Source organism: Pseudonocardia sp. ICBG601, assembly GCF_020496245.1.
In genome coordinates, this window is sequence record NZ_JAHLJA010000150.1 from 234,711 (window position 1) to 253,151 (window position 18,441).

An 18,441-nucleotide genomic window follows, 5' to 3' on the forward strand; every position below is an offset into this window, starting at 1 on the left:
CGAGCAAGGAGGCTCACCATGTCCGAGCTGCGCGTCGCCGTGATCGGCGTCGGAGCGATGGGCGCGTTCCACGTGGACTCGCTCGCCCACCGGGTCCGGGGCGCCCGCGTCGCCGTCGTCGCCGACGCCGACGCCGACCGGGCCGCCGGGGTCGCCGCCGGGGTCGGGGCCCGGGTCGAGACCGACCCGATCGCCGCGATCACCGCCGACGACGTCGACGCCGTCGTCCTCGCCAGCCCCGGGGCCGCCCACGAGAAGCAGGTGCTGGCCTGCCTGGAGGCCGGCAGGCCGGTGCTCTGCGAGAAGCCGCTGACGATGGACGAGCCGAGCGCGCTCGCCGTCGTCCGCGCCGAGGCCGCGACCGGGCGGCGCCTGGTCCAGGTCGGGTTCATGCGCCGCTTCGACCGCGAGTACGCCGCACTGCGGGCGCTGGTCGAGTCCGGCGGGATCGGGGATCCGCTGATGCTGCACTGCGTGCACCGCAACCCGGCGGTGCCCGAGCACTTCACCTCGGTGTTCGCGATGGCCGACTCGGTGGTGCACGAGGTCGACTGCACCCGTTTCCTGCTGGGCGAGGAGATCACCGCGGTCACCGTGCTGACCCCCCGCGCGAGTTCGGCCTCGCCCGCGGGCAACGCCGACCCGATGCTGGTGCTGTTCGAGACCGCGTCCGGCCGGCTGGTCGACGTCGAGTCCTTCGTCCGTACCGGCGTCGGCTACGAGGTCCGCACCGAGCTCGTCGCCGAGCGCGGCCAGGCCACCATCGGGCTCGACCAGAACCTCGTCCTGCGTTCCGCGGGACGCTGGGGAGGGTCCATCGCGCCGGACTTCGTGGTCCGCTTCGGGCAGGCCTACGACACCCAGATGCAGGCGTTCGTCGACGCCGCCGCCCGCGGCACGGTCGCCGGCCCCGGCGCCTGGGACGGCTACGCCGCCGTCGCCGTCTGCGCGGCCGGGGTGCAGGCCGTCACCACCGGGCGCCGCGTCGAGGTCCGGCTGGGGGAGCGGCCGTGAAGCTGGCGCTCGACCCGCAGATGTTCCACGCGACGCACGCGGTGCACGAGCTGCCCGACGTCGTCGCGCGGATGGGCTACTCCTGGATGGAGCTCTCGCCCAAGGACGACTTCCTCCCGTTCTTCCGGTACCCCCGCGCCGACGACGCCGCGGTCGCGCGGCTGCGCAGGCGGGCCGCCGACGCCGGGGTCGGGATCGCCTCGGTGCTGCCGGTGCTGCGCTGGTCCGGGCCCGGTGAGGACGAGCGGCAGGCCGCGGTCCGGGCCTGGAAGCGGGCGATCCGGATGACCGTCGACCTGGGCGTCGAGGTCATGAACTCGGAGTTCAACGGGCGCCCGGAGTCCCCGGAGCACGCCGAGAGTCAGTTCCTGCGCTCGCTCGACGAGCTCGCGCCGGTGTTCGAGCGCGAGGGTGTGCGGCTGGTGCTGGAGCCGCACCCCGACGACTTCGTCGAGGACGGGCACGCCGCGGTGAACCTGGTGCGCGGGCTGAACGCCGACTGGATCGACTTCCTCTACTGCACCCCGCACACCTTCCACCAGGGCGACGACGCCGCCGGGATCATCGCCGCGGCGGACGGGAAGCTCGCCCACGTCCACCTCGCCGACACCCTGGACCACACGGCGTCGCACGGACTGCGCTACATCGTCAACCCGCCCGGGTCGACGGTCCGGGTGCACCAGCACGCCGAGATGGGACGCGGCGAGGTCGACTTCGACGCGGTGTTCGCCGCGCTCGCCGCGACCGGGTTCGACGGCGTGCTGTCCAGCTGCGTGTTCGGCTGGGAGGAGCACGCCGCCGAGATCAGCGTGCGGCAGCGGGAGACGATCGTCGCGCTGGTCGCGAAGCACTTCGGCGAGGGGCACCTCCCGGCCGGCCGCTAGCCCGTCTCACCCCGCCCGGCCGGGGGTGAGCCCGTGCTCCAGCGGCAGCCCCCGGTCGGCGACGACGTCCTTCATCACCAGCGTCGAGGACAGCCGCTGCACCCCGGGCAGCGTGGTGAGGCGCTCGTCGTAGAGGCGCTGGAACGCGGGCAGGTCCCGGGTGATGATCCGCAGCAGGTAGTCCGGGTCGCCGAACAGCCGCTGGGCGGCGACGACCTGCTCGATGGCGTCGACGGCCGACTCGAACGCCTGCACCGTGTCCTGCACCGCCTCGTGCATGGTCACGAACACCAGCGCGTCGAAGCCCAGGCCGAGCCGGTGCGCGTCGAGGTGGGCGCGGTAGCCCGCGATCGCCCCGGACGACTCCAGGGCACGCAGCCTGCGGTGGCACGGCGACACCGACAGCCGCACCCGCTCGGCCAGCTCGGTGACGGTCAGGCGGCCGTCGGCCTGCAGCTCGGCAAGAATCTTCCGGTCGATCGCGTCCACGGAGAGGAATCTTGCACCATCCGGGGCGCGCGGTGGGAACATCGGGAACACCTGTCGGCGCATCCTGCCTAGCGTCGGGGCATGCCGATCGGAAGCGTGCTGGGGTTCTCCGGCCTGTCGTTGCTGCTGGTCCTGACGCCCGGCGCGGACTGGGCGTACATGATCCGCGCGGGGCTGCGCGGGCGGACGGTGCTGCCGTCGCTGGCGGGTCTGCTCAGCGGGCACCTGGCACTCGCCGTGCTCGTCGCGGCCGGGATCGCGGCGGTCGTCGCGCGCCGGCCGGAGGTCCTCACCGTGCTCACCGCTGTCGGTGCCGCCTACCTGCTGGTCCTCGGCGCGACGACGCTGCTCCGCCCGGCCGGCCCCGCCGCCGCGGCCGTGGACACCGGCGGGTCCGGCCTCGGCGACCTGGTCCGCGGCGCCGGGGTGAGCGGGCTCAACCCGAAGGCGCTGCTGCTGTTCCTGGCGCTGCTGCCGCAGTTCACCGACCCGGCGGCGCCGGTCCCCGTCGGCGGGCAGATCCTCCTGCTCGGTCTCGTGCACGTGCTGGGCTGCGCCCTCGTCTACACCGGCGTGGGCGTCGGCGCCCGCACCGTCCTGGCCGCGCGGCCCGCCGCGGCGCGCGTGGTGTCCCGGGTCGCGGGCGCGGCGATGGTGACCCTCGGCGCCGTCCTGCTGGCGTCCCAGCTCATTACAGTGTAATCCTGTAATCATCGATGCAGGAGGTGCGCGATGACAGGACGAGGACGCGGACGGGGTGGCTGGCAGCAGGCCGACCTCCCCCCGGCCGACGACGCCGCGGCGTGGTTCACCGGACGGCTGCCCGACGGGTGGTTCACCGGCGCGCCGGAGGTGACGGTCGACCGGGACGAGATCGTCGTGGTGGGGGAGCTGCCCCCGCCGGGCGGCGACCACCCCGACACCGATGCGGGACGGGCCGACGCCGCGGCCGCCGAGAGCGGGCGGATCTCGCGGTTCCGCGAGGAGACCCGGGACGCGCGGATCGAGATCGCCCGCCAGGCCGAGAGCCGCTACCGGCGCAAGGTCGCCTGGGGTGCGCGGATCGGCGGGACCACCGAGCTGTTCACGACGATCTCGGTGCCGGTGATGACCCGGCTGCGCCAGCCCGAGCGGGCGGTGCTCGACACCCTCGTCGACGCCGGTGTGGCCCGGTCCCGGTCGGACGCGCTGGCCTGGTCGGTGCGCCTGGTCGGCCGGCACGCCGACGAGTGGCTGACCGAGCTGCGCGAGGCGATGGGACGGGTGGAGGAGCTGCGCTCGCAGGGCCCGGAGTGACCCCGCGCTGAGACGGTCGGCCGCAGCCGCTCGCCCGGACGTCGCGGCGGTTGCGGCCGTCCGCCGCAGCTGCGGGGCCGTCCGTCCCCTCGACCGGTCCGGTCGCGTGTGACGGCGGTGTCCCCGGGAAAGGTCCCGGTCATGTCGATCCTCGCGTTCGCACACCGGGCGCTGACCCGCCGTGCGCGGCCGGGCCGGGCGTCGGACCTGTGCTACTCGTGCATGCGGCCGGTGCAGTTCTGCGCCTGCCCGCCCCGCACCGCCCGCTGAGCCCCGGCCGGTCTCACCCGACCCGCAGCACGTCACGCCGCGGGTCGAACTCCACTGCGCCCGTCGCGTGCAGCTCGCGCAGCCAGCCCGCCATGGGCCACCACCCCCAGCGGTCGTGGAACAGCCGGGCGTTGCCGACGATCTCGGCGATCCGGGCCGGGTCGGTCCGGGCCGGCGGATGGTGCTGGTGGTACGCGTGCGCCCCGCCCACCCACACCAGGTCCAGCCCGCAGGACAGCGCGAAGTCGGTGTCCTCGCCGCCGTAGCCGGCGTAGTCCTCGCAGAACCCGCCGCCGGCCCGCCACGCGCCGGCGGAGACGGCGAACGACAGCGACCAGAACAGCTCCCGGCGCGGCTCGGCGACCAGCACCCCGTCGGCCGGTGCCGGGCGCGCCGGGTGCGGGTCGGTGTGGTGGTGCAGGTCCCGCTCCGGCAGCACCCCCGCCGGCAGGTAGGTGACCGGCCCGCACAGCAGCGCGTCCGGGCGTCGTGCCGCGGCGCGGAGGTAGCCGTCGACCAGGCCGTCCCCGGGCAGGCAGTCGACGTCGAGGAACACCAGCAGCGTCGCCCCGCCGGCGAGCGCGGCGCCCGCCCCGGCGTTGCGCGCCGTCGCCAGCGGCAACGGCCCCGGCGCGGGCACGGTGAGCATGTGGGTCGGCGGGCCCGCACCGTCGGTGGCGGGCTCTTCGCCCATCCCGACGACGACGTGGGTCACCGGCGGTCCTGCGGCGAGCACCCGGCGCTGGCGGGCGAGGTGGTCGGCGCGGCCGCGGACCACGGTGACCACGGCGACCCGCGCTCCGGTCGCGCTCACGTGGCGATCCGGTCGAGCACCGCGGCCGCGCGTTCCGCGGCCCGCCCGTCGGACCAGCGCGACCAGCCCGCCCCGCCGCGGGAGACCGCCTCGTCGAGCACCCCGGGCCAGTCGGCCGCTGCGGGCCAGTGGTCGCGGACCGTGGCGAGCCCGGCCGCCCGCAGCACCGCGCCGGTCGCGACCTGCTCGCCGTAGGGACGCTCGGCCGGGACGATGACGGCGGCGCGGCGCGCGGCGGCGATCTCGGCGACGACGTTCTGCCCGGCGTGCCCGACGACGACGTCGGCGTCCTGCAGCTCGGCCCACACCCCGCCCGTCCACCCGGCGCAGGCGAGGTTCGGCGGGGCGTCGCGCAACGCGCCGGTGAGGCCGCCGGCGACCCGCCAGGTCCAGTCCGGGGTGGCGGCCGCGGCGGCGGCGAGTGCGGCCGGGTCGGCGCCGCCGTCGCCGCTGCCGGTCAGGACCAGCACCCGGCGACGGCCCGGACCCGGGCGGGCGGTGCGGTCGTCGTAGCGGGACAGGCCGCCCAGGTGCACCGTGCGGCGGGTCAGCTCCGGGCGCCACGGCCGCGGCGGATCGGCGGGCCACGGCGCGAGCAGGACCTCCGCCAGGTCGTAGACGGTGCGGTGCGCCCGGTCGAGCCGCTCCCCGGGCTGCGCGACGACGGCGACCGGCACCCCGTGCAGCCGGGCCAGCAGCGCGATCTCCACCGACACGTCGGCGACGAGCAGCCGGGCCGGGCCCGCGGCGAGCAGCGCCGAGACCGCGGCGGTCCGGGCGCGCAGACCGTCGTGGTGGCGGGGCACCCAGTGCAACGTCCCGCCCGCGGTCACGTCGGCGGTGCCGGCGGTGTCGCTGTCGCTGCCGCCGGTGTCGAGGGGCAGCTCGTGCCAGGTGCCGGGCCAGCCGTGCGGGGCGGGCCGGGACCCGACCCCGACGACCGGGGTGCGGCAGTGCGCGGCGATCGCGGCGGCGCGGTGGGCGTGCCCGCTGCCGTGGTGGTGCACGTAGTAGACGATCGTGCCGGTCATGCCGCGGCCAGGGCCTGGTAGAGCCGCTCGTAGCCGTCGATCATCACCTCGGCCGAGCAGGTCGCCTCGGCGTGCCGGCGGGCGTCGGTGCGGTGGAGCAGCGACGCCGCGCGGATCGCCTCGGCCAGCCCCTCGACGTCGCCGGGCTCGGCCAGCACCCCGCTGAGCGGGTCGACGATCTCGGGCAGCGCACCCCGGGCGAACCCGGCGATCGGGGTGCCGCAGGCCAGCGCCTCGGCGACGACCAGACCGTAGGGCTCGTCCCAGCACGGCGACACGACGGCGACGGTCGCGTCCCCGACCAGGCGGGCCAGCGCCCGGTGGTCGAGGTGCCCGACGTAGTCGACGCCGTCGCCCAGCAGCGGGGCGACGCAGGCGTCGAAGAACGCCCGGTCCGGGCACGGCCCGGCCAGCCGCAGCCCGGTCCCGGCCAGCCGCGCCGCCCGGATCGCCTCCACCGGGCCCTTCTCCGGGACGACCCGGCCCGACCACACCGGGACCCCGCCGCCCGGCCCGTACTCCCAGGCCGCGGTGTCGACCCCGTTGCGGACCACCGTCGCGCGGGCACCGGTCGGCGCCCAGGCGCGGGCGGTGTGCGCGCTGACCGCGGCGAACCGCAGCCGGTGCGGGTCGCCGAGCCGCACGGCGGACTCCATCCACGGCGTCGGCGGCGTGTGCAGCGTGGTCAGGACGGGTGCGTCGAGGGTGTCGGCCAGCGCGAGCGGCAGGTAGTGCAGGGAGTTGTTGTGCACCACGTCGTAGCGGCCGCGCTCGCGCGAGAGCGCCAGCAGCAGCTCCAGGTAGGAGTGGTGCTCGGCGAGGAACCACTCCGGCGGCATGCCGACGTCGCTGCGGGCGGCACGCGAGATGGGGGGCAGCACCGCCATCTCCCGGACCCGCAGTCCGGGGTCGGAGCCGGGCGCGCCGAAGACGGTCACGTCGTGACCGCGGCGTCGCAGCCGGGACGCGAGCCCGGCGGTGTGCGCCTCGAGCCCTCCCGGGAACGGTTCACGGATCGGGTAGCGGGCGGAGGCGATGAGCGCGATCCGGGCGGTCACCGGTGGAAGGCGGACGGGATCATGGGTCGATACGCTCCGAGGCTCGTAGGGCGGAACCGTGCGAGCTGGCGGCTGAACCCGGACGTTCCACCGATCATGCGGTGCCCCGGGCCCTCCCACAACTCGACCTTGGGCCCCCCTGTCCGGCTACAGCCCCAGCAGGTCCAGGGTGTCGGCGTGCCGGGCCAGCCCGGCGTCCACCCATCCGGGGTGCGTGGCGTACCAGGCCCGTTGCGCGGCGGCGACCTCGTCCTCGCCGATCGCCCGGTCGGAGACGCACCAGCGCGGGCGCGGCGGCGTGTCCAGCCCGAGGGCGTCGACGACGTCGGCGCGCAGCGGGGCCCGGATCCCGCCGAGCAGGGTGCGTCCGGGGTCACACACGACGCCCGGCATCCCGGCGGCGTCGAGGATCCGCCCGGCGAGCAGCATCAGCACCCCGTTGCCGGGGTGGTTGAGGGTGTGCGCGGCCGCCGCGCCGAACCCGGCGATCGCGTCGGACACCCCGGCGTCGGTGTCGCGGGCCTCCCGCCGGGCGAGCTCGGCGATGCCGCGGCGGCCCACCTCGCGCAGCGCGTCGGGCGTCGGCGGCGGCCCCGGCTCGCGTCCCGCGGCGGCCGCGAGGGCCCGCAGGTCGTGGTAGGGCACCCCCGGCGGGACGGCGGCCGGGTCGGACGGGTGGCGCACGATCGCCGACCACGGGTGCAGTGCGGGATGGCGGATCACCGGCCAGCGCACGACGACCGCCCCCGGCGCCAGCCCGTCGGCGATCTGGGCGGTGCCCAGCGGCAGGTCGCGGTAGTCGTCGCGGACCGGCTGGGACGCGAGCAGCCGGGTCCGGGACAGCAGCCGGCGCAGGTGGGGCAGGTCCTCGGCGGTGAGCTCGTGCACCGGCGGGATGCGCACCGGGGTGACCGGCAGGCCGTCGACGCCGGCGAGCAGCACCCGGACCGACTCGGCCTGGCAGTTGCCCCACACCAGGGCGAGCGGTCCCGGCGGCGGCGCCTCGAGGCCGTAGAGGACGCCGTAGTGGCGGCGGCGCGGATCGGTCACCCGGTCATCGTGGCCCGCGCGGTTGATCCGCGCCCGGACGGGCATCCCGGGGGACCCGAGGAGAGGAGCCGTCGCGTGCGCGTGGCGTCCGTGCCCACCGCCCATCCCTACGTGGCATCGCTGCACCACCCCGAGGTGGTCCGGCTCCCGGACCCGCCGGTCCCGGGTGCCCGTCCGGGGGTGTGGTGGCCCTCGCCCTGGCTCGACGCCGACCACCTGCGCGCACACGCCGCGGACGTCGACCTGCTGCACGTCCACTTCGGCTTCGACGACCGCACCCCCGACCAGCTGCGGGCACTCGTCGCGGCACTGGGGGAGACGGGTGTACCGCTGGTGCTGACCGTGCACGACCTGCGCAACCCGCACCACGCCGACCCCGCGCCGCACGCCGCGGCCCTCGACGTGCTGGTACCGGCCGCCGCCGGGCTCGTCACGCTGACCCCGGGTGCCGCCGCGCGGATCCGGGAACGCTGGGGACGCGAGGCGCTGGTGCTGGGGCACCCGGCCGTCGTCGGGCCGGAGTGGCTGCGCCGCCCCCGGCCCCGCCGCGCCGACGGGTTCGTCGTCGGCCTGCACGCCAAGAGCCACCGCACCAACGCCGACCCGGTCGGGGTGGCCCGCGCGCTCGCCGCGACCGCCCCGCGGGACGTCCGGCTGCGGGTCGACGCGCACGACGACGCGCGCGGCCGCGCCGTGGCCTACGCCCTGCGCGACGAGCCCCGCCTGGAGCTGCGGGTGCACCCCCCGTTCGACGACGACGGCCTCCACACCTACCTCCAGGAGCTCGACGTGTCGGTGCTCCCGTACCGGTGGGGGACCCATTCCGGCTGGCTGGAGGCCTGTCACGACCTCGGCACGACCGCGCTGGTGCCCGACGTCGGGCACTTCCGCGAGCAGGCGCCCTGCCTGACCTACACCCTCACCGACGACGGTCCCGACCACGCCTCGCTGCGCGCCGCCGTCGCGCTGGCGCACCGGACCCGCCCGGCCTGGCGGGCCGACCCCGGCGACCGGGAACGGCGCCGCGCCGAGGTCGCCGACGCCCACGCCCGCGAGTACCGCCGCGTCCTGGCCGGGGTGGCGCGGTGACCGTCACCGTGCGGGTCGTCGCGCCCGGGGCGTCCGGGCACGGCGTGGTCCGGCACGCCGCCGCCGTCGCCGCCGCGGTGGTCGCCGACGGCGTCGTCCCGGTCGGCTCCGGCCAGGCCGACCTCACCCACGCCCAGTTCACCGACGCGCTGTGGGGCGCCGGGGTCGCCGCGGCCGCCGACGCCTTCGTCGAGCAGGCGCAGGTCCTGCCGCGGCCGCTGGTCGTGACCCTGCACGACCTGCCCGGCGCCGACCCCGACCCGGCCCGCGACGTCCGCCGCTGCGCCGGGTACCGGCGCGTGGTCGCGGTCGCCGACGCGGTCGTCGTGTCCGCGGGGCACGAGGCCGATAAGGCCCGCGCGCTCGGCGCGGCCGACCCGGTGACCCTGCCGCTGCCGCTGCCGGTCGTCGTGCCCGCGGAGCAGGCGCCGGGCTGGGCGGGGCGCTCCACGCTGGGCGTGCTCGGGTTCGTCTACCCCGGCAAGGGGCACGAGGCCGTCATCGACGCGGCGGCGGCGCACCCGGACCGGCCGGCGGTCGTCGCCGCGGGGGCGGTGTCCGACGGGCACGACGAGCTCGCGCGGTCCCTCGCCGGGCACGCCCGATCCCGCGGGGTGGACTGGATCCTCACCGGGCACCTGGAGCCGGCGGCGCTCGCCGCGGCCGCCGCCGCGGTCACCGTCCCGGTCGCGCCGAGCCGCACCGTCAGTGCCAGCGGCTCGCTGCTGGCGTGGCTGGCCCACGGCCGCCACCCGCTGGCCGCAGCCGGTGCCTACGCCCGCGAGGTCCACGCCGCCGCCCCGGGCGCCCTGACGCTCTACGACGACGACACCCGCCGCGACGCCCTCGTCGCCGACGCCCTGACCCGGCCCGGCGCGACCCGCGGCCCGGTCCCGGACTGGCCGGACGCCGGGGCCGGGCACGCCGCCCTCTACCGGCGGATGGTCGCCCGGTGAGCGTGCCGGGGAACCGCTGGGACCTGCTCGCGCCGCACACCGGGCCGCCGCCGTCGGTGGGGGTGGTGGTGTGCCACTACCGCCAGCCCGCGCAGCTGGCCCGCACCGTCGCCGCGCTGCAGACGCAGACCCGGTCGCCGGTGTCGGTGGTCGTCGCCGACGACGGGTCCCCGGAGCCGCCCGACCCGGGCGCGCCGGCCGGGCCGGTCCCGGTGCGGGTGGTGACCCAGGAGGACCGCGGCTTCCGCGCCGCCGCTGCGCGCAACCGCGGCGCCGCGCAGGTCGAGGGTGACGTCCTGGTGTTCCTCGACGCCGACACCGTCCCCGGGCCCGGCTTCGTCGCGGCGCTCACCGCGCGGATCGCGGCCTGCCCGGACGTGCTCGCCGTCGGGCGTCGCCGGCACGCGGACCTGTCCGGCACCGCCCCCGGCGACGACCCGGCCGCCGCGCCGCAGCTGCCCGACCCGGCCTGGCTCGCCGACGGCTACCGCCGCACCCGCGACCTGCTCGACGCGTCGGGCACGGACTGGCAGCTGGTCATCAGCGCCGTGCTCGCCCTGCACCGCAGCCTGTTCGACGACCTCGGCGGCTTCGACGAGCGCTACGTCGGCTACGGCGGCGAGGACTGGGATCTGGCCTACCGGGCCTGGAACAACGGTGCGCTGCTCGTCCACGAACCGGCCGCGGTGGCCTGGCACGACGGCCCCGACTGGGGTGCACGTCCGGAGGACCACGACGCCGTCGGCGGGGGCAAGGACGGCGAACGCATCCGGATCGCCGCGCTCGTCCCCGACCCGGGAGTGCGCGGCGCACCGCTGCCCGGCGCGGTCCCGGACGTGCTCGCGACCGTCGACGCGGATGCGCACGGCTGGGAGCTGGTGGAGATCGTCGACGCGGTGCTGAACCAGACCCATCGCGACGTGCGGGTCCGGCTGCCCGGCGGCGACCCGCGGCTCGACGAGCTCTACCGCGGCGTCGCCGACACCGGCCCGTGGAGCCCCGACCGGCTGCGTCGCGCCCGGGCCCGGCTGCACGTCCACGCGCCGCTCCCGCCAGACGCGCTGGCCCGCGCCATGGACCTGCTCACCGGCCACGACCTCGGTCGCGTCGAGATCGCCGGTCCGGACGGGCGGACCCTCGCCGCACTCGTCTCCAGCCGGGCGGCGGGCCGGGCCCGGCGCGGGCGGGTCGACGACGCCGTCACCCAGCACCGGCAGGGCGTCGCGACCCTGCTCGCCGGGATGCCGTAGCCCTACGGAGGCCCGACCGCCCCGGATGGCCCTAGCCTCGCCGGCATGACCGCACCAGCTGCCTCCCCGGTCCGCGGGGCCCGCCGCGCGATGATCGTCGCGGTGGTCGCCTCGCTGCTCGTCGCCTCGCTCTGCGGGATCGTCGCCCTGCTCGGCGGCGGCTTCGGTGACCTGCAGGCCCGGATCGTCGCGACCACCCTGATCGTCGCCGCGTTCGGCACCTCGGCGCTCTGCCACCTCGCCGTCGTCACCCGCGCCGTGCGGGCCCTCGGGTTCGCCGGCCTGGCGGCGAGCGTCGTCGCCGCGGGGGCCGCGCTGTGGCTGGTCTGGGGCGGCGACGGGCTCTTCGAGGGCGACGGCGACGGCTCGGTGCTGAAGACCCTGCTGGTGGCGACGATCGTCGCGATCAGCCTGGCGCACGCAAACCTGCTCCTGCTGCTCGCCGAGCGGCGCCGCACCGTGATCCGCGCGGGCCTCGGGCTGACCCTGGCCGCGATCGCCGTCGTCGCGACGATGCTGGCGCTGCCGGTGATCACCGACGGCGCGGTCGGCGACCGCGAGTGGTACTGGCGCTGGTTCGGTGTCGCGGGGATCGTCGACGCGCTCGGCACCATCGCCCTGCCCGTGCTGGCGCTCGTCCTGCGCGGCCGGCGGCACGAGCCCGCTGCCACCGAGCCCGCCGCCACCGAGCTCGCGCCCACCGAGCCCGCGCCCACCGAGCCCGCGCCCACCGAGCCCGCCGCCACCGAGCCCGCCTCCGCCGGGACTCAGCCCGCCTCCGCCGGGGCCGCCACCGAGGCGGTGTCGTCCGGGACCGCCTCCGCCGGGTCCACGTCTCCCGGGCCCGCGTCCGCCGGGAACACGGCCACGCGGGCCGCGACCGCCGGCACCGCGTCGGCCGGTGCGCGGGCCGACGGTGAGGCGACGACGGCACCCACTGCCGCTGTGGTGGGTTCCGACGGCGCCGGGGGCGACGACGCCGGTACCCCGAGCGCGGAGTCGGACGTGGCGCCGGTCCGGATCGTGCTCGACCTGCCTGCGGACCTGGTCGCCCGGCTCGACGCCGCCGCGGACGGGCAGGCACGGGACGCCGCGGCGCTGCGCGTTCTGCGGAACGCTCTCGCCCAGGGCTGACCCGCCGGATCCACCCCGGTTCCGGGTTCACCGCACCGCACCGCGCGTGACGGACGGCGTCCTCGATGCGGTGCTTGCGCTCCTTGAGCTCGACCTCGGTCGCCGCGCCGGCCTCGCCAAGCTGGCCGGCGGCGTCGCCGTCCGCACCGCACCGCGACACACCGCGCCGCACCGCCGGTCCGGCCGTCACGACCGCTGCCGGAGCCGCGCGGACACCGTCGTCATCGGCACTGTCGCCGCCACTGCCCGGGAGTGCAGTCGGTGCGACAGCCGGTCCGCCGTCGTCAGGGAGCGACCGCAAGCCGCAGCCGCGGCCGTGGCCGGAGCGGGCGCGTGGCCGGTGTCGGTCAGGCCGGGGTGCCCCCGCCGTGGTCACCGTCGTCGGCCCGGTCCAGCCGTGCCCGCCGTTCCTGCTCCCGGCGGCTGTATGCGGCCTGGCGGACCGCGCCGTCGTCGGCGAACCCGGAACCGAGTGCCCCGGCGACCGTCCCCATGGACGTCGACAGCCAGGCGATCATGATCCAGTCGTCCGGCCCGGACTCGCGCATCAGCGTCGAGGAGAGGTAGTCCGGCGGGATGACGAGGACTGCCGCGACCAGCGCGAGGACGAACAGCAGCGCGAACATCGCCAGCACCCCGCACGCCACCGTGATCACCGTCGACAGGTTCGACAGCAGCATCTCCTCGCGCAGCGAGCGGTGTCGCCGCGACTCCCACAGCCGGTTGTCGAGGATCAGCCACGCGGTCATCCCGACCAGGGCGATCAGCATGACCGTCACCTGCCGGGCGGTCCCGAGCGCGGTCGCCAGCTCCCAGATGTTGGAGTAGAAGATCCCGAACGCGGCACCGGCCGCCGCCGCGGCGATGGCGGGGGACAGGCTCGGCACCAGCCGCCACGGACGGTTCGCGCGGACCATCCCGGCCAGCAGTCGGACCCGCCCGCGGAGCCCGGTGAGGGCGAGGCGGACGTCGACGTCGTCCTCCACCCCGCCGCTGCCGGCATCGGAGTCGTCCGCGGGCCCGCGCCGGGCGGGGTCGCTGTCCGCCCGATCCCGATCCCGATCCCGGTCGCGGTCCTGATCGCGGTCCTGGTCGTGGTGGTCGCCGTCGGTCCCGGCCCGGGGCCCCGAGTCGATCCGGGTCAGCGGTCCTGCATGACCGGCGTCCGGTGCTCCGCTCTCCCCGGCGCCCGCGCGGTCCGGGGGCACCAGGTGCCCGGTCACGAGACGGACCACCGTGTCGCGGCACCGCCGGTACTGGTTGATCGCGCCCAGCGCGGGCAGCGACACCAGGCCCACCCGGTGCCCGGTCCCGCCGTCGGCGACGACCGGATCCGCCCCGGAGCGGCGCGGCAGGTCGGTGAGCAGCACGACGGCGTCGGCGCCGTCCCGCTCGCGCACCCGGTCGCCGATGTCGAGAGCGGGCAGCGCGCCGCGCTCGTCCAGGACGATCGGCTCGTCGGCGAGGCGGACCTCCCAGCGGGCGTCGTCGTGCTCCCCGAGCGCGGCGGGCAGGTCGCGGACGAGCCGGTGGGCGAGCTCGGTCGGCAGCCCGGGGTCGGCGACGAGGTCGAGCACGGTGGTGCGGGTCGCGTCGGTCACGGCGCGCGAGGCTAGTACCTGTCGGTCGCGATCGGGCGGTGGGTGGTCGGGCGGTGCAGCGCGATGCCGTCGCGTTCCGCGGAACGCGGGCGGCGGCACCTGCTCGTGGTGTCAGGCCGCGGCCGCCGGAGCGGTGACGGGAGGCAGGAGCGCGTCCAGGATGGGGCCGGGATCGAGGCGGTCGCCGTACCAGTCGGGGGTCAGGGTGTCGCGGTCGATGCGGAGCCGGGCCCGGGTGTTGATCTCCAGGAGGGTGTCGGCGCAGCCGTCGAGCGGAGCTCCGGTGGGACGGACGACGGTGCCGTCGGGGCGGTGGAAGGTCCAGGTCTCCCCGGGCGGCCGGAGGATCGCGTAGCCGTGGTCGTGCACGAGCCGGTGGTGGAAGCTGCACAACAGCACGAGGTTGTCGACGTCGGTGGGGCCTCCGTGCAACCAGTGGCGGACGTGGTGTGCATGCAGGTGCCGGGTGTGTGCGCAGCCGGGGAAGCGGCACCCGGGCCGGCCCTCGGCGACGCCTGCGGCGCTGAGCGCGGCGATCTGTCCGGGTCCGGCGAGCCGACGGGAGCGGCCCAGGTAGAGGTGGTTCGCGTGGCGGTCGGTGAGCAGGACACGGGCCCGCGCGTCGCAGGCGAGCCGCTCGGCCGTCGGCGCGGGGATCTCGGGGCCGCCGTCGAGGCGGGCGGTGCCGGTGGCGGCGTCGACGACGACCGTGACCCGGGTGTCGGGACGGGACACGACCGGTCCGCCGGTGTCGTCGCCGTCGCGCGTGGCGAGGTGCAGCAGTGCATCGGCGCGGCGGGCGGCCAGGGTGTCGACGACGGCGCCCGGGGCGTGCTCGGCGGCCTCGCGGGCCCGCTCGTGGGGACCGACCCGCGGGTCGGGTTCGGGGGACGGCGCCGCGGTCGAGGGAGCCACGGCGACGACATGTGCCTCGATCGCGGCGACCAGGGCCGCGCCGTCGTCGGGAGTGAGGCGGGCGCGCAGGACGAACGAGCCGTCCGTGTCGTGGTACCAGCTCACACCACGCAGGGCCGCGGTGTGCGCGGGCGGTGCGACGCGGCGGCGGGCCGCGCGGACCACGGTCTCGACGTGGCTCGCGGTGCCGGTCAGGGCCAGGTCGAGCAGGACCTGCTCCGCGGACGGGGGCGCGGATGCCGGCGACGCGGTGTCCGCAGCGGGGTCGGTCGCGTCGGTCGGGCCGTCGGTCGGTCGCGCGGGCGCGGGTGGGGTGCCGTCGGTGCCGAGCCCGGCCGGGTCGGGGCCGCCGGTGGGTGCAGCACGCGTCGCGGGTTCGGGGGCCCTGTGCGATCCGGTTCCCGCGGGGGCGCCCGCTCCGGCCTCGGTCCCCGGGGCGGTGCTGGTGTCGGGGGTGATGTCGGCAGTGCGGTCGTCGGCCGGAGGGTCGGTGCCGGGGTCCGTGTCGGAACGGGTGGATGCGGCGGTCCGGGACGGGGCGGCGGCCGGTGACGTGTGGGTGGCGGTGATGCGGGCCAGGACGGAGTCCTCGGCGCCGGCGAGGCGGGTGATCGCGCGGACCTTGGAGTAGGAGATCCGGCCGGCCGCGAACGCCTCGGTGATCCGGGGCAGCCGGGTCAGCGCGTGCGCGACGCGCAGGTGCTCGGTGGCGGTGCGCAGGCTCATCCCTGCGCGCCAGGTCAGCCAGTGGGCGCAGGACCGGACGCCGACGCCGCACCAGCCGCCGCGGTCGTCGAACTCGGCGAGCAGGCGCAGGAACCGGCACTCGGCGGCGGCGATGTGGCCGGCGAGACCGAGCAGCTCCGACTCGAGGGCGTGCAGACTGAGCGGTGGGCCGGGCTCCGCTGCGGGGGTGGTCGGGTCGATGGACGGATCCACTGCGGCCTCCTGTATCGAACGTGTGTTCGCATCAGCGTGGCCGAGGGGTCCGACAGTTCGGGGCGAGCCGTAGGGGAGACGGGGCTCTGGGGCGCGTTCCGCGGAACGCGCACGGACGCCCCGCGCACCGGTAGGGACGCCACCGCCGGTGCCGGTCAGGACCCGGCGCGCAGCCACCCCGCGGCGATCGAGGCCAGCGGCTCCAGCTCCTTGTACTCCGCGACCTCCGGCGGCAGCGTCTCCAGGACCGACACGAGGCGCTCGCGCCAGGCCGGGACCCGCGCGACCTCGTCCAGCGGCAGCAGGCGGATCCCGATCAGGAACAGCACCGCGCCGGTCAGCGGCAGCCGCACCAGGTGCTGCACCTCGGTGCGCAGGTGGATCTGCCGGCCGGGGTCGGAGAGGTCGAGCCGGGTCCGGGCGGGCTGCCACAGCGGGGCGGCGTCGAGGGACAGGTCGCGGCGGTCGTCGGGCTGCAGCCCCCAGTTCAGACGGCGGTAGGCCTCGCCGGGATGCAGCCGCAGCAGGAAACGTTCGGCGCGCTCGAACACCCCGCCCGGACCGTTGCCGGGGACCGGGCCGTGCAGCTCCCGGAAGCTCATGCCGGCGTCGAACCCGAGCGACCAGACCGAGGCGAACGCGACGGCACCGGCGTCGAGCCACAGCGCGTCGTCGCGGGCGCCGAGCACCACCACGTCCTCCGCGACGAGCCGGGACACCCAGCGCAACGGGTGCTCGGGCAGGGTGGCGTCGTCGCCGAACACGAACTCGTGGTCGGTGCCGGTGGCCGCGTCACAGAACCGCCACCCGCCCGTGCTGCCGGGCCGGCCGGGGGTGCGGGTCAGGGTGCAGGTGCCGGGCTGCTCGGCGGCGAGGCGCCCGAGCAGGTACAGGCAGGCGTCCCAGCAGGACGCGCGGGCGTGCGGTGCGGCGACGAACCGGGCGGGTTCGCGGTCCAGGGTCGACGCACGTTCGGCGGCGACGGCGGGACGGTCCGGGCCGTCGTGCACGATCCGCGCGCCCCAGCGTCCGGCCTCGGTGCGGCGCTCGACCCCGGCCGGTTCGACGTTCGCGCTGATCCGGTAGGTCGGGTGCGGCAGCGGGAACGGGTAGTCCTCGACGCCGGTCACAGGTCCAGCTCCAGTGTCGTCCCGGCGGCGCGGGACACGCAGAGCGCCATCCGGTCGGCGCGCTCGTCGGCGGTCAGGACCGTGTCGCGGTGCTCCACCCGGCCGTCGACGACGGGTGTCACGCACTCGCCGCAGACCCCGCGCCGGCACATCGCGGGCGCGGTGACCCCGGCGCGGTGCACGGCGTCGAGCAGGGTCTCGCGGGCACCGACCTCGACCGTGCGACCGCTGCGGCGCAGCACCGCACGGAACGGGGTACCGGGCTCGGGTTCGGGAACGAACGCCTCGGCGTGGATGCGGGCGTCGACCCAGTGCGCGGCGCGGGCGGTCCGCGCGGCCGCGGCGATCAGACCGGGCGGGCCGCAGGTGTGGACGTGGCTGCCGAACGGCGCCGTGGTCAGCAGCCGCTCCAGCGTGGCGTGGGCCTCGACGCGGCCGGTGGCCTCGACGAGCCGGTCCCCGCAGAGCGCGCGCAGCTCGTCGCGGTGCGGGGCGGGACCGGGGCGGTGGACGGTGAGCATTTTGAACGGGTTCCCCCAGAACGCGTGCCAGCGGGCGTGGGACAGGACCGCGGTCACCCCGATCCCGCCCGCGACGAGCAGGTGGTGGCGTGCGGTGTCGACCGGCGGGAACGAGCTGCGCGGCGTCGTCGCCACGACCGCGTCGCCGGGGGTGAGACCGTGCGCCCACACCGGGCCGCCGCGGGAGTCCGGGCGTCGCGCGACCGAGATGTGCCAGCGGTCGGGTGCGGGGGACGGCGCGGTCAGCGAGTAGGAGTTCCAGCGGCCGGGCGCCCACTCGACGCCGATGTGGCCGCCGGGCGGGGCCGCGGGCAGCGGCCCGGTCCCCGGTGCGGCGGCGAGCTCCAGGGAACGGACTCCGGGCGCGGCGTCGGTGACCGCGGCGACCCGCAGGTGCACGGCGGGCCGGGTCACGGCGCCCGCTGCGGGGTGGGCGCGCCGAGGAACGCCGCGAGCCGGCGCGAGTGGTGCCCGGCGACGTGCAGCACGAGTCGGCAGCCGGGGCAGGCCACGGCGTCCCCGACGTCGGCGTGCACGACGACGCGGTGGTGGCAGTGTCCGCAGTGCACCGTCCGGTCCCGGGTGGGGTCGGCGACGTCGGTCGGGATCAGGACGAGTTCCTCGTCGAGGGCGCCCCGGTGCAGCGCCGCGGCGCGCACGGCCTGCACGACGGTCTCGGGGCCGGTGACCAGGATCCTGGTGCCGGTGACCAGCGTCGCGAGCTCCCGGTCCAGCAGGCTCGCCGCGTCCCCGCCGGTGGGCAGCCGGACCAGGCGGTCGTCGGGTCCGAGGCCGGGATCCGGTGCCGACCCGGCGACGACGACCAGGTGCGGCGCGTCGCCGCGGCCGGCCGGGCCGGCGTAGCGCGGCACCGTGGTCCGGCCCGGTGCGACGTGCGCGGACGGGGCGGCCGCGCCGGTGCGCAGCGGGCGGACGGGATCGGCCATGACGGGCGCGATGTTACGAGCGTCGCGTGAACGGTGGATGGCGCCCAGCGAAT

The 18,441-nt window shown here is 77.0% G+C and carries 19 protein-coding genes; 9 read left to right on the forward strand and 10 right to left on the reverse strand.

Annotated elements, in window-relative coordinates; genetic code table 11:
* Nucleotides 1-18: 18 nt before the first annotated feature.
* Both KPL57_RS46735 and KPL57_RS46740 read left to right on the forward strand, forming a co-directional pair.
* Nucleotides 19-1,014, forward strand: a complete 996-nt coding sequence (locus tag KPL57_RS46735; protein WP_226356891.1) for a Gfo/Idh/MocA family protein — start codon at nucleotides 19-21, stop codon at nucleotides 1,012-1,014.
* Nucleotides 1,011-1,898: a sugar phosphate isomerase/epimerase family protein gene (locus KPL57_RS46740; RefSeq protein ID WP_226356892.1), complete on the forward strand. Its 888-nt coding sequence runs from the start codon at nucleotides 1,011-1,013 to the stop codon at nucleotides 1,896-1,898. The genes KPL57_RS46735 and KPL57_RS46740 overlap by 4 nt, the downstream gene beginning before the upstream one ends.
* A gap of 6 nt (nucleotides 1,899-1,904) precedes the next feature.
* On the opposite strand, the gene KPL57_RS46745 is transcribed toward KPL57_RS46740, so the two are convergent.
* Nucleotides 1,905-2,387: an Lrp/AsnC family transcriptional regulator gene (locus KPL57_RS46745; RefSeq protein WP_226356893.1), complete on the reverse strand. Its 483-nt coding sequence runs from the start codon at nucleotides 2,385-2,387 to the stop codon at nucleotides 1,905-1,907.
* 81 nt (nucleotides 2,388-2,468) lie between these two features.
* Here KPL57_RS46745 and KPL57_RS46750 point away from each other — a divergent pair, with 81 nt between their 5' ends.
* From KPL57_RS46750 to KPL57_RS67965, 3 genes are all read left to right on the forward strand, one after another.
* Complete coding sequence (locus tag KPL57_RS46750) at nucleotides 2,469-3,089, forward strand: LysE family translocator (protein ID WP_226356894.1); 621 nt, start codon at nucleotides 2,469-2,471, stop codon at nucleotides 3,087-3,089.
* A 30-nt stretch (nucleotides 3,090-3,119) separates the two neighbouring features.
* Nucleotides 3,120-3,683 carry a hypothetical protein gene (locus KPL57_RS46755; RefSeq protein ID WP_226356895.1) on the forward strand — a complete coding sequence of 188 codons (564 nt, stop codon included), beginning with the start codon at nucleotides 3,120-3,122 and terminating at the stop codon, nucleotides 3,681-3,683.
* Nucleotides 3,684-3,824: 141 nt separating this feature from the next.
* The gene (locus KPL57_RS67965; RefSeq protein ID WP_255655334.1) at nucleotides 3,825-3,953 is read left to right on the forward strand and encodes a hypothetical protein; all 129 of its coding nucleotides are present in this window, start codon (nucleotides 3,825-3,827) and stop codon (nucleotides 3,951-3,953) included.
* Nucleotides 3,954-3,966: 13 nt separating this feature from the next.
* Here KPL57_RS67965 and KPL57_RS46760 read toward each other — a convergent pair whose 3' ends face one another.
* The 4 genes from KPL57_RS46760 to KPL57_RS46775 form a co-directional block, all read right to left on the reverse strand.
* On the reverse strand, nucleotides 3,967-4,767 hold the full coding sequence (locus KPL57_RS46760; protein ID WP_226356896.1) for a glycosyltransferase family 2 protein: 801 nt from the start codon (nucleotides 4,765-4,767) through the stop codon (nucleotides 3,967-3,969).
* Complete coding sequence (locus tag KPL57_RS46765) at nucleotides 4,764-5,798, reverse strand: glycosyltransferase (RefSeq protein ID WP_226356897.1); 1,035 nt, start codon at nucleotides 5,796-5,798, stop codon at nucleotides 4,764-4,766. Before KPL57_RS46765 ends, KPL57_RS46760 begins: the two co-directional genes overlap by 4 nt.
* On the reverse strand, nucleotides 5,795-6,856 hold the full coding sequence (locus KPL57_RS46770) for a glycosyltransferase (RefSeq protein ID WP_226356898.1): 1,062 nt from the start codon (nucleotides 6,854-6,856) through the stop codon (nucleotides 5,795-5,797). The genes KPL57_RS46765 and KPL57_RS46770 overlap by 4 nt, the downstream gene beginning before the upstream one ends.
* A gap of 147 nt (nucleotides 6,857-7,003) precedes the next feature.
* Complete coding sequence (locus tag KPL57_RS46775; RefSeq protein WP_226356899.1) at nucleotides 7,004-7,906, reverse strand: WcbI family polysaccharide biosynthesis putative acetyltransferase; 903 nt, start codon at nucleotides 7,904-7,906, stop codon at nucleotides 7,004-7,006.
* Nucleotides 7,907-7,981: 75 nt separating this feature from the next.
* On the opposite strand from KPL57_RS46775, the gene KPL57_RS46780 reads away from it, so the two are divergent.
* The 4 genes from KPL57_RS46780 to KPL57_RS46795 are packed head-to-tail and all read left to right on the forward strand — an operon-like array spanning nucleotide 7,982 to nucleotide 12,335.
* Nucleotides 7,982-8,995, forward strand: coding sequence for a glycosyltransferase family 1 protein (locus KPL57_RS46780; RefSeq protein WP_226356900.1), 1,014 nt, complete (start codon nucleotides 7,982-7,984; stop codon nucleotides 8,993-8,995).
* The gene (locus tag KPL57_RS46785) at nucleotides 8,992-9,951 is read left to right on the forward strand and encodes a hypothetical protein (RefSeq protein ID WP_226356901.1); all 960 of its coding nucleotides are present in this window, start codon (nucleotides 8,992-8,994) and stop codon (nucleotides 9,949-9,951) included. Before KPL57_RS46780 ends, KPL57_RS46785 begins: the two co-directional genes overlap by 4 nt.
* On the forward strand, nucleotides 9,948-11,201 hold the full coding sequence (locus KPL57_RS46790) for a glycosyltransferase family 2 protein (RefSeq protein ID WP_226356902.1): 1,254 nt from the start codon (nucleotides 9,948-9,950) through the stop codon (nucleotides 11,199-11,201). The genes KPL57_RS46785 and KPL57_RS46790 overlap by 4 nt, the downstream gene beginning before the upstream one ends.
* Before the next feature lie 45 nt (nucleotides 11,202-11,246).
* Nucleotides 11,247-12,335 carry a hypothetical protein gene (locus tag KPL57_RS46795; RefSeq protein WP_226356903.1) on the forward strand — a complete coding sequence of 363 codons (1,089 nt, stop codon included), beginning with the start codon at nucleotides 11,247-11,249 and terminating at the stop codon, nucleotides 12,333-12,335.
* Nucleotides 12,336-12,682: 347 nt separating this feature from the next.
* Here the strand turns inward: KPL57_RS46795 and KPL57_RS46800 are convergent, their stop codons facing one another.
* From KPL57_RS46800 to KPL57_RS46820, 5 genes are all read right to left on the reverse strand, one after another.
* Nucleotides 12,683-13,936 (reverse strand): hypothetical protein, encoded by a 1,254-nt coding sequence (locus KPL57_RS46800; protein WP_226356904.1) that lies wholly within the window; start codon nucleotides 13,934-13,936, stop codon nucleotides 12,683-12,685.
* A 111-nt stretch (nucleotides 13,937-14,047) separates the two neighbouring features.
* Entirely contained in the window at nucleotides 14,048-15,790 is a 1,743-nt protein-coding gene (locus KPL57_RS46805) for a DUF222 domain-containing protein (protein WP_226356905.1), read from the reverse strand.
* Nucleotides 15,791-15,945: 155 nt separating this feature from the next.
* Nucleotides 15,946-16,920, reverse strand: coding sequence for a heme-dependent oxidative N-demethylase subunit alpha family protein (locus KPL57_RS46810; protein ID WP_226356906.1), 975 nt, complete (start codon nucleotides 16,918-16,920; stop codon nucleotides 15,946-15,948).
* Nucleotides 16,917-17,855: a PDR/VanB family oxidoreductase gene (locus KPL57_RS46815; protein WP_226356907.1), complete on the reverse strand. Its 939-nt coding sequence runs from the start codon at nucleotides 17,853-17,855 to the stop codon at nucleotides 16,917-16,919. The genes KPL57_RS46810 and KPL57_RS46815 overlap by 4 nt, the downstream gene beginning before the upstream one ends.
* Nucleotides 17,852-18,388, reverse strand: coding sequence for a dimethylamine monooxygenase subunit DmmA family protein (locus KPL57_RS46820; protein WP_226356908.1), 537 nt, complete (start codon nucleotides 18,386-18,388; stop codon nucleotides 17,852-17,854). The genes KPL57_RS46815 and KPL57_RS46820 overlap by 4 nt, the downstream gene beginning before the upstream one ends.
* Between the last annotated feature and the right edge of the window lie 53 nt (nucleotides 18,389-18,441).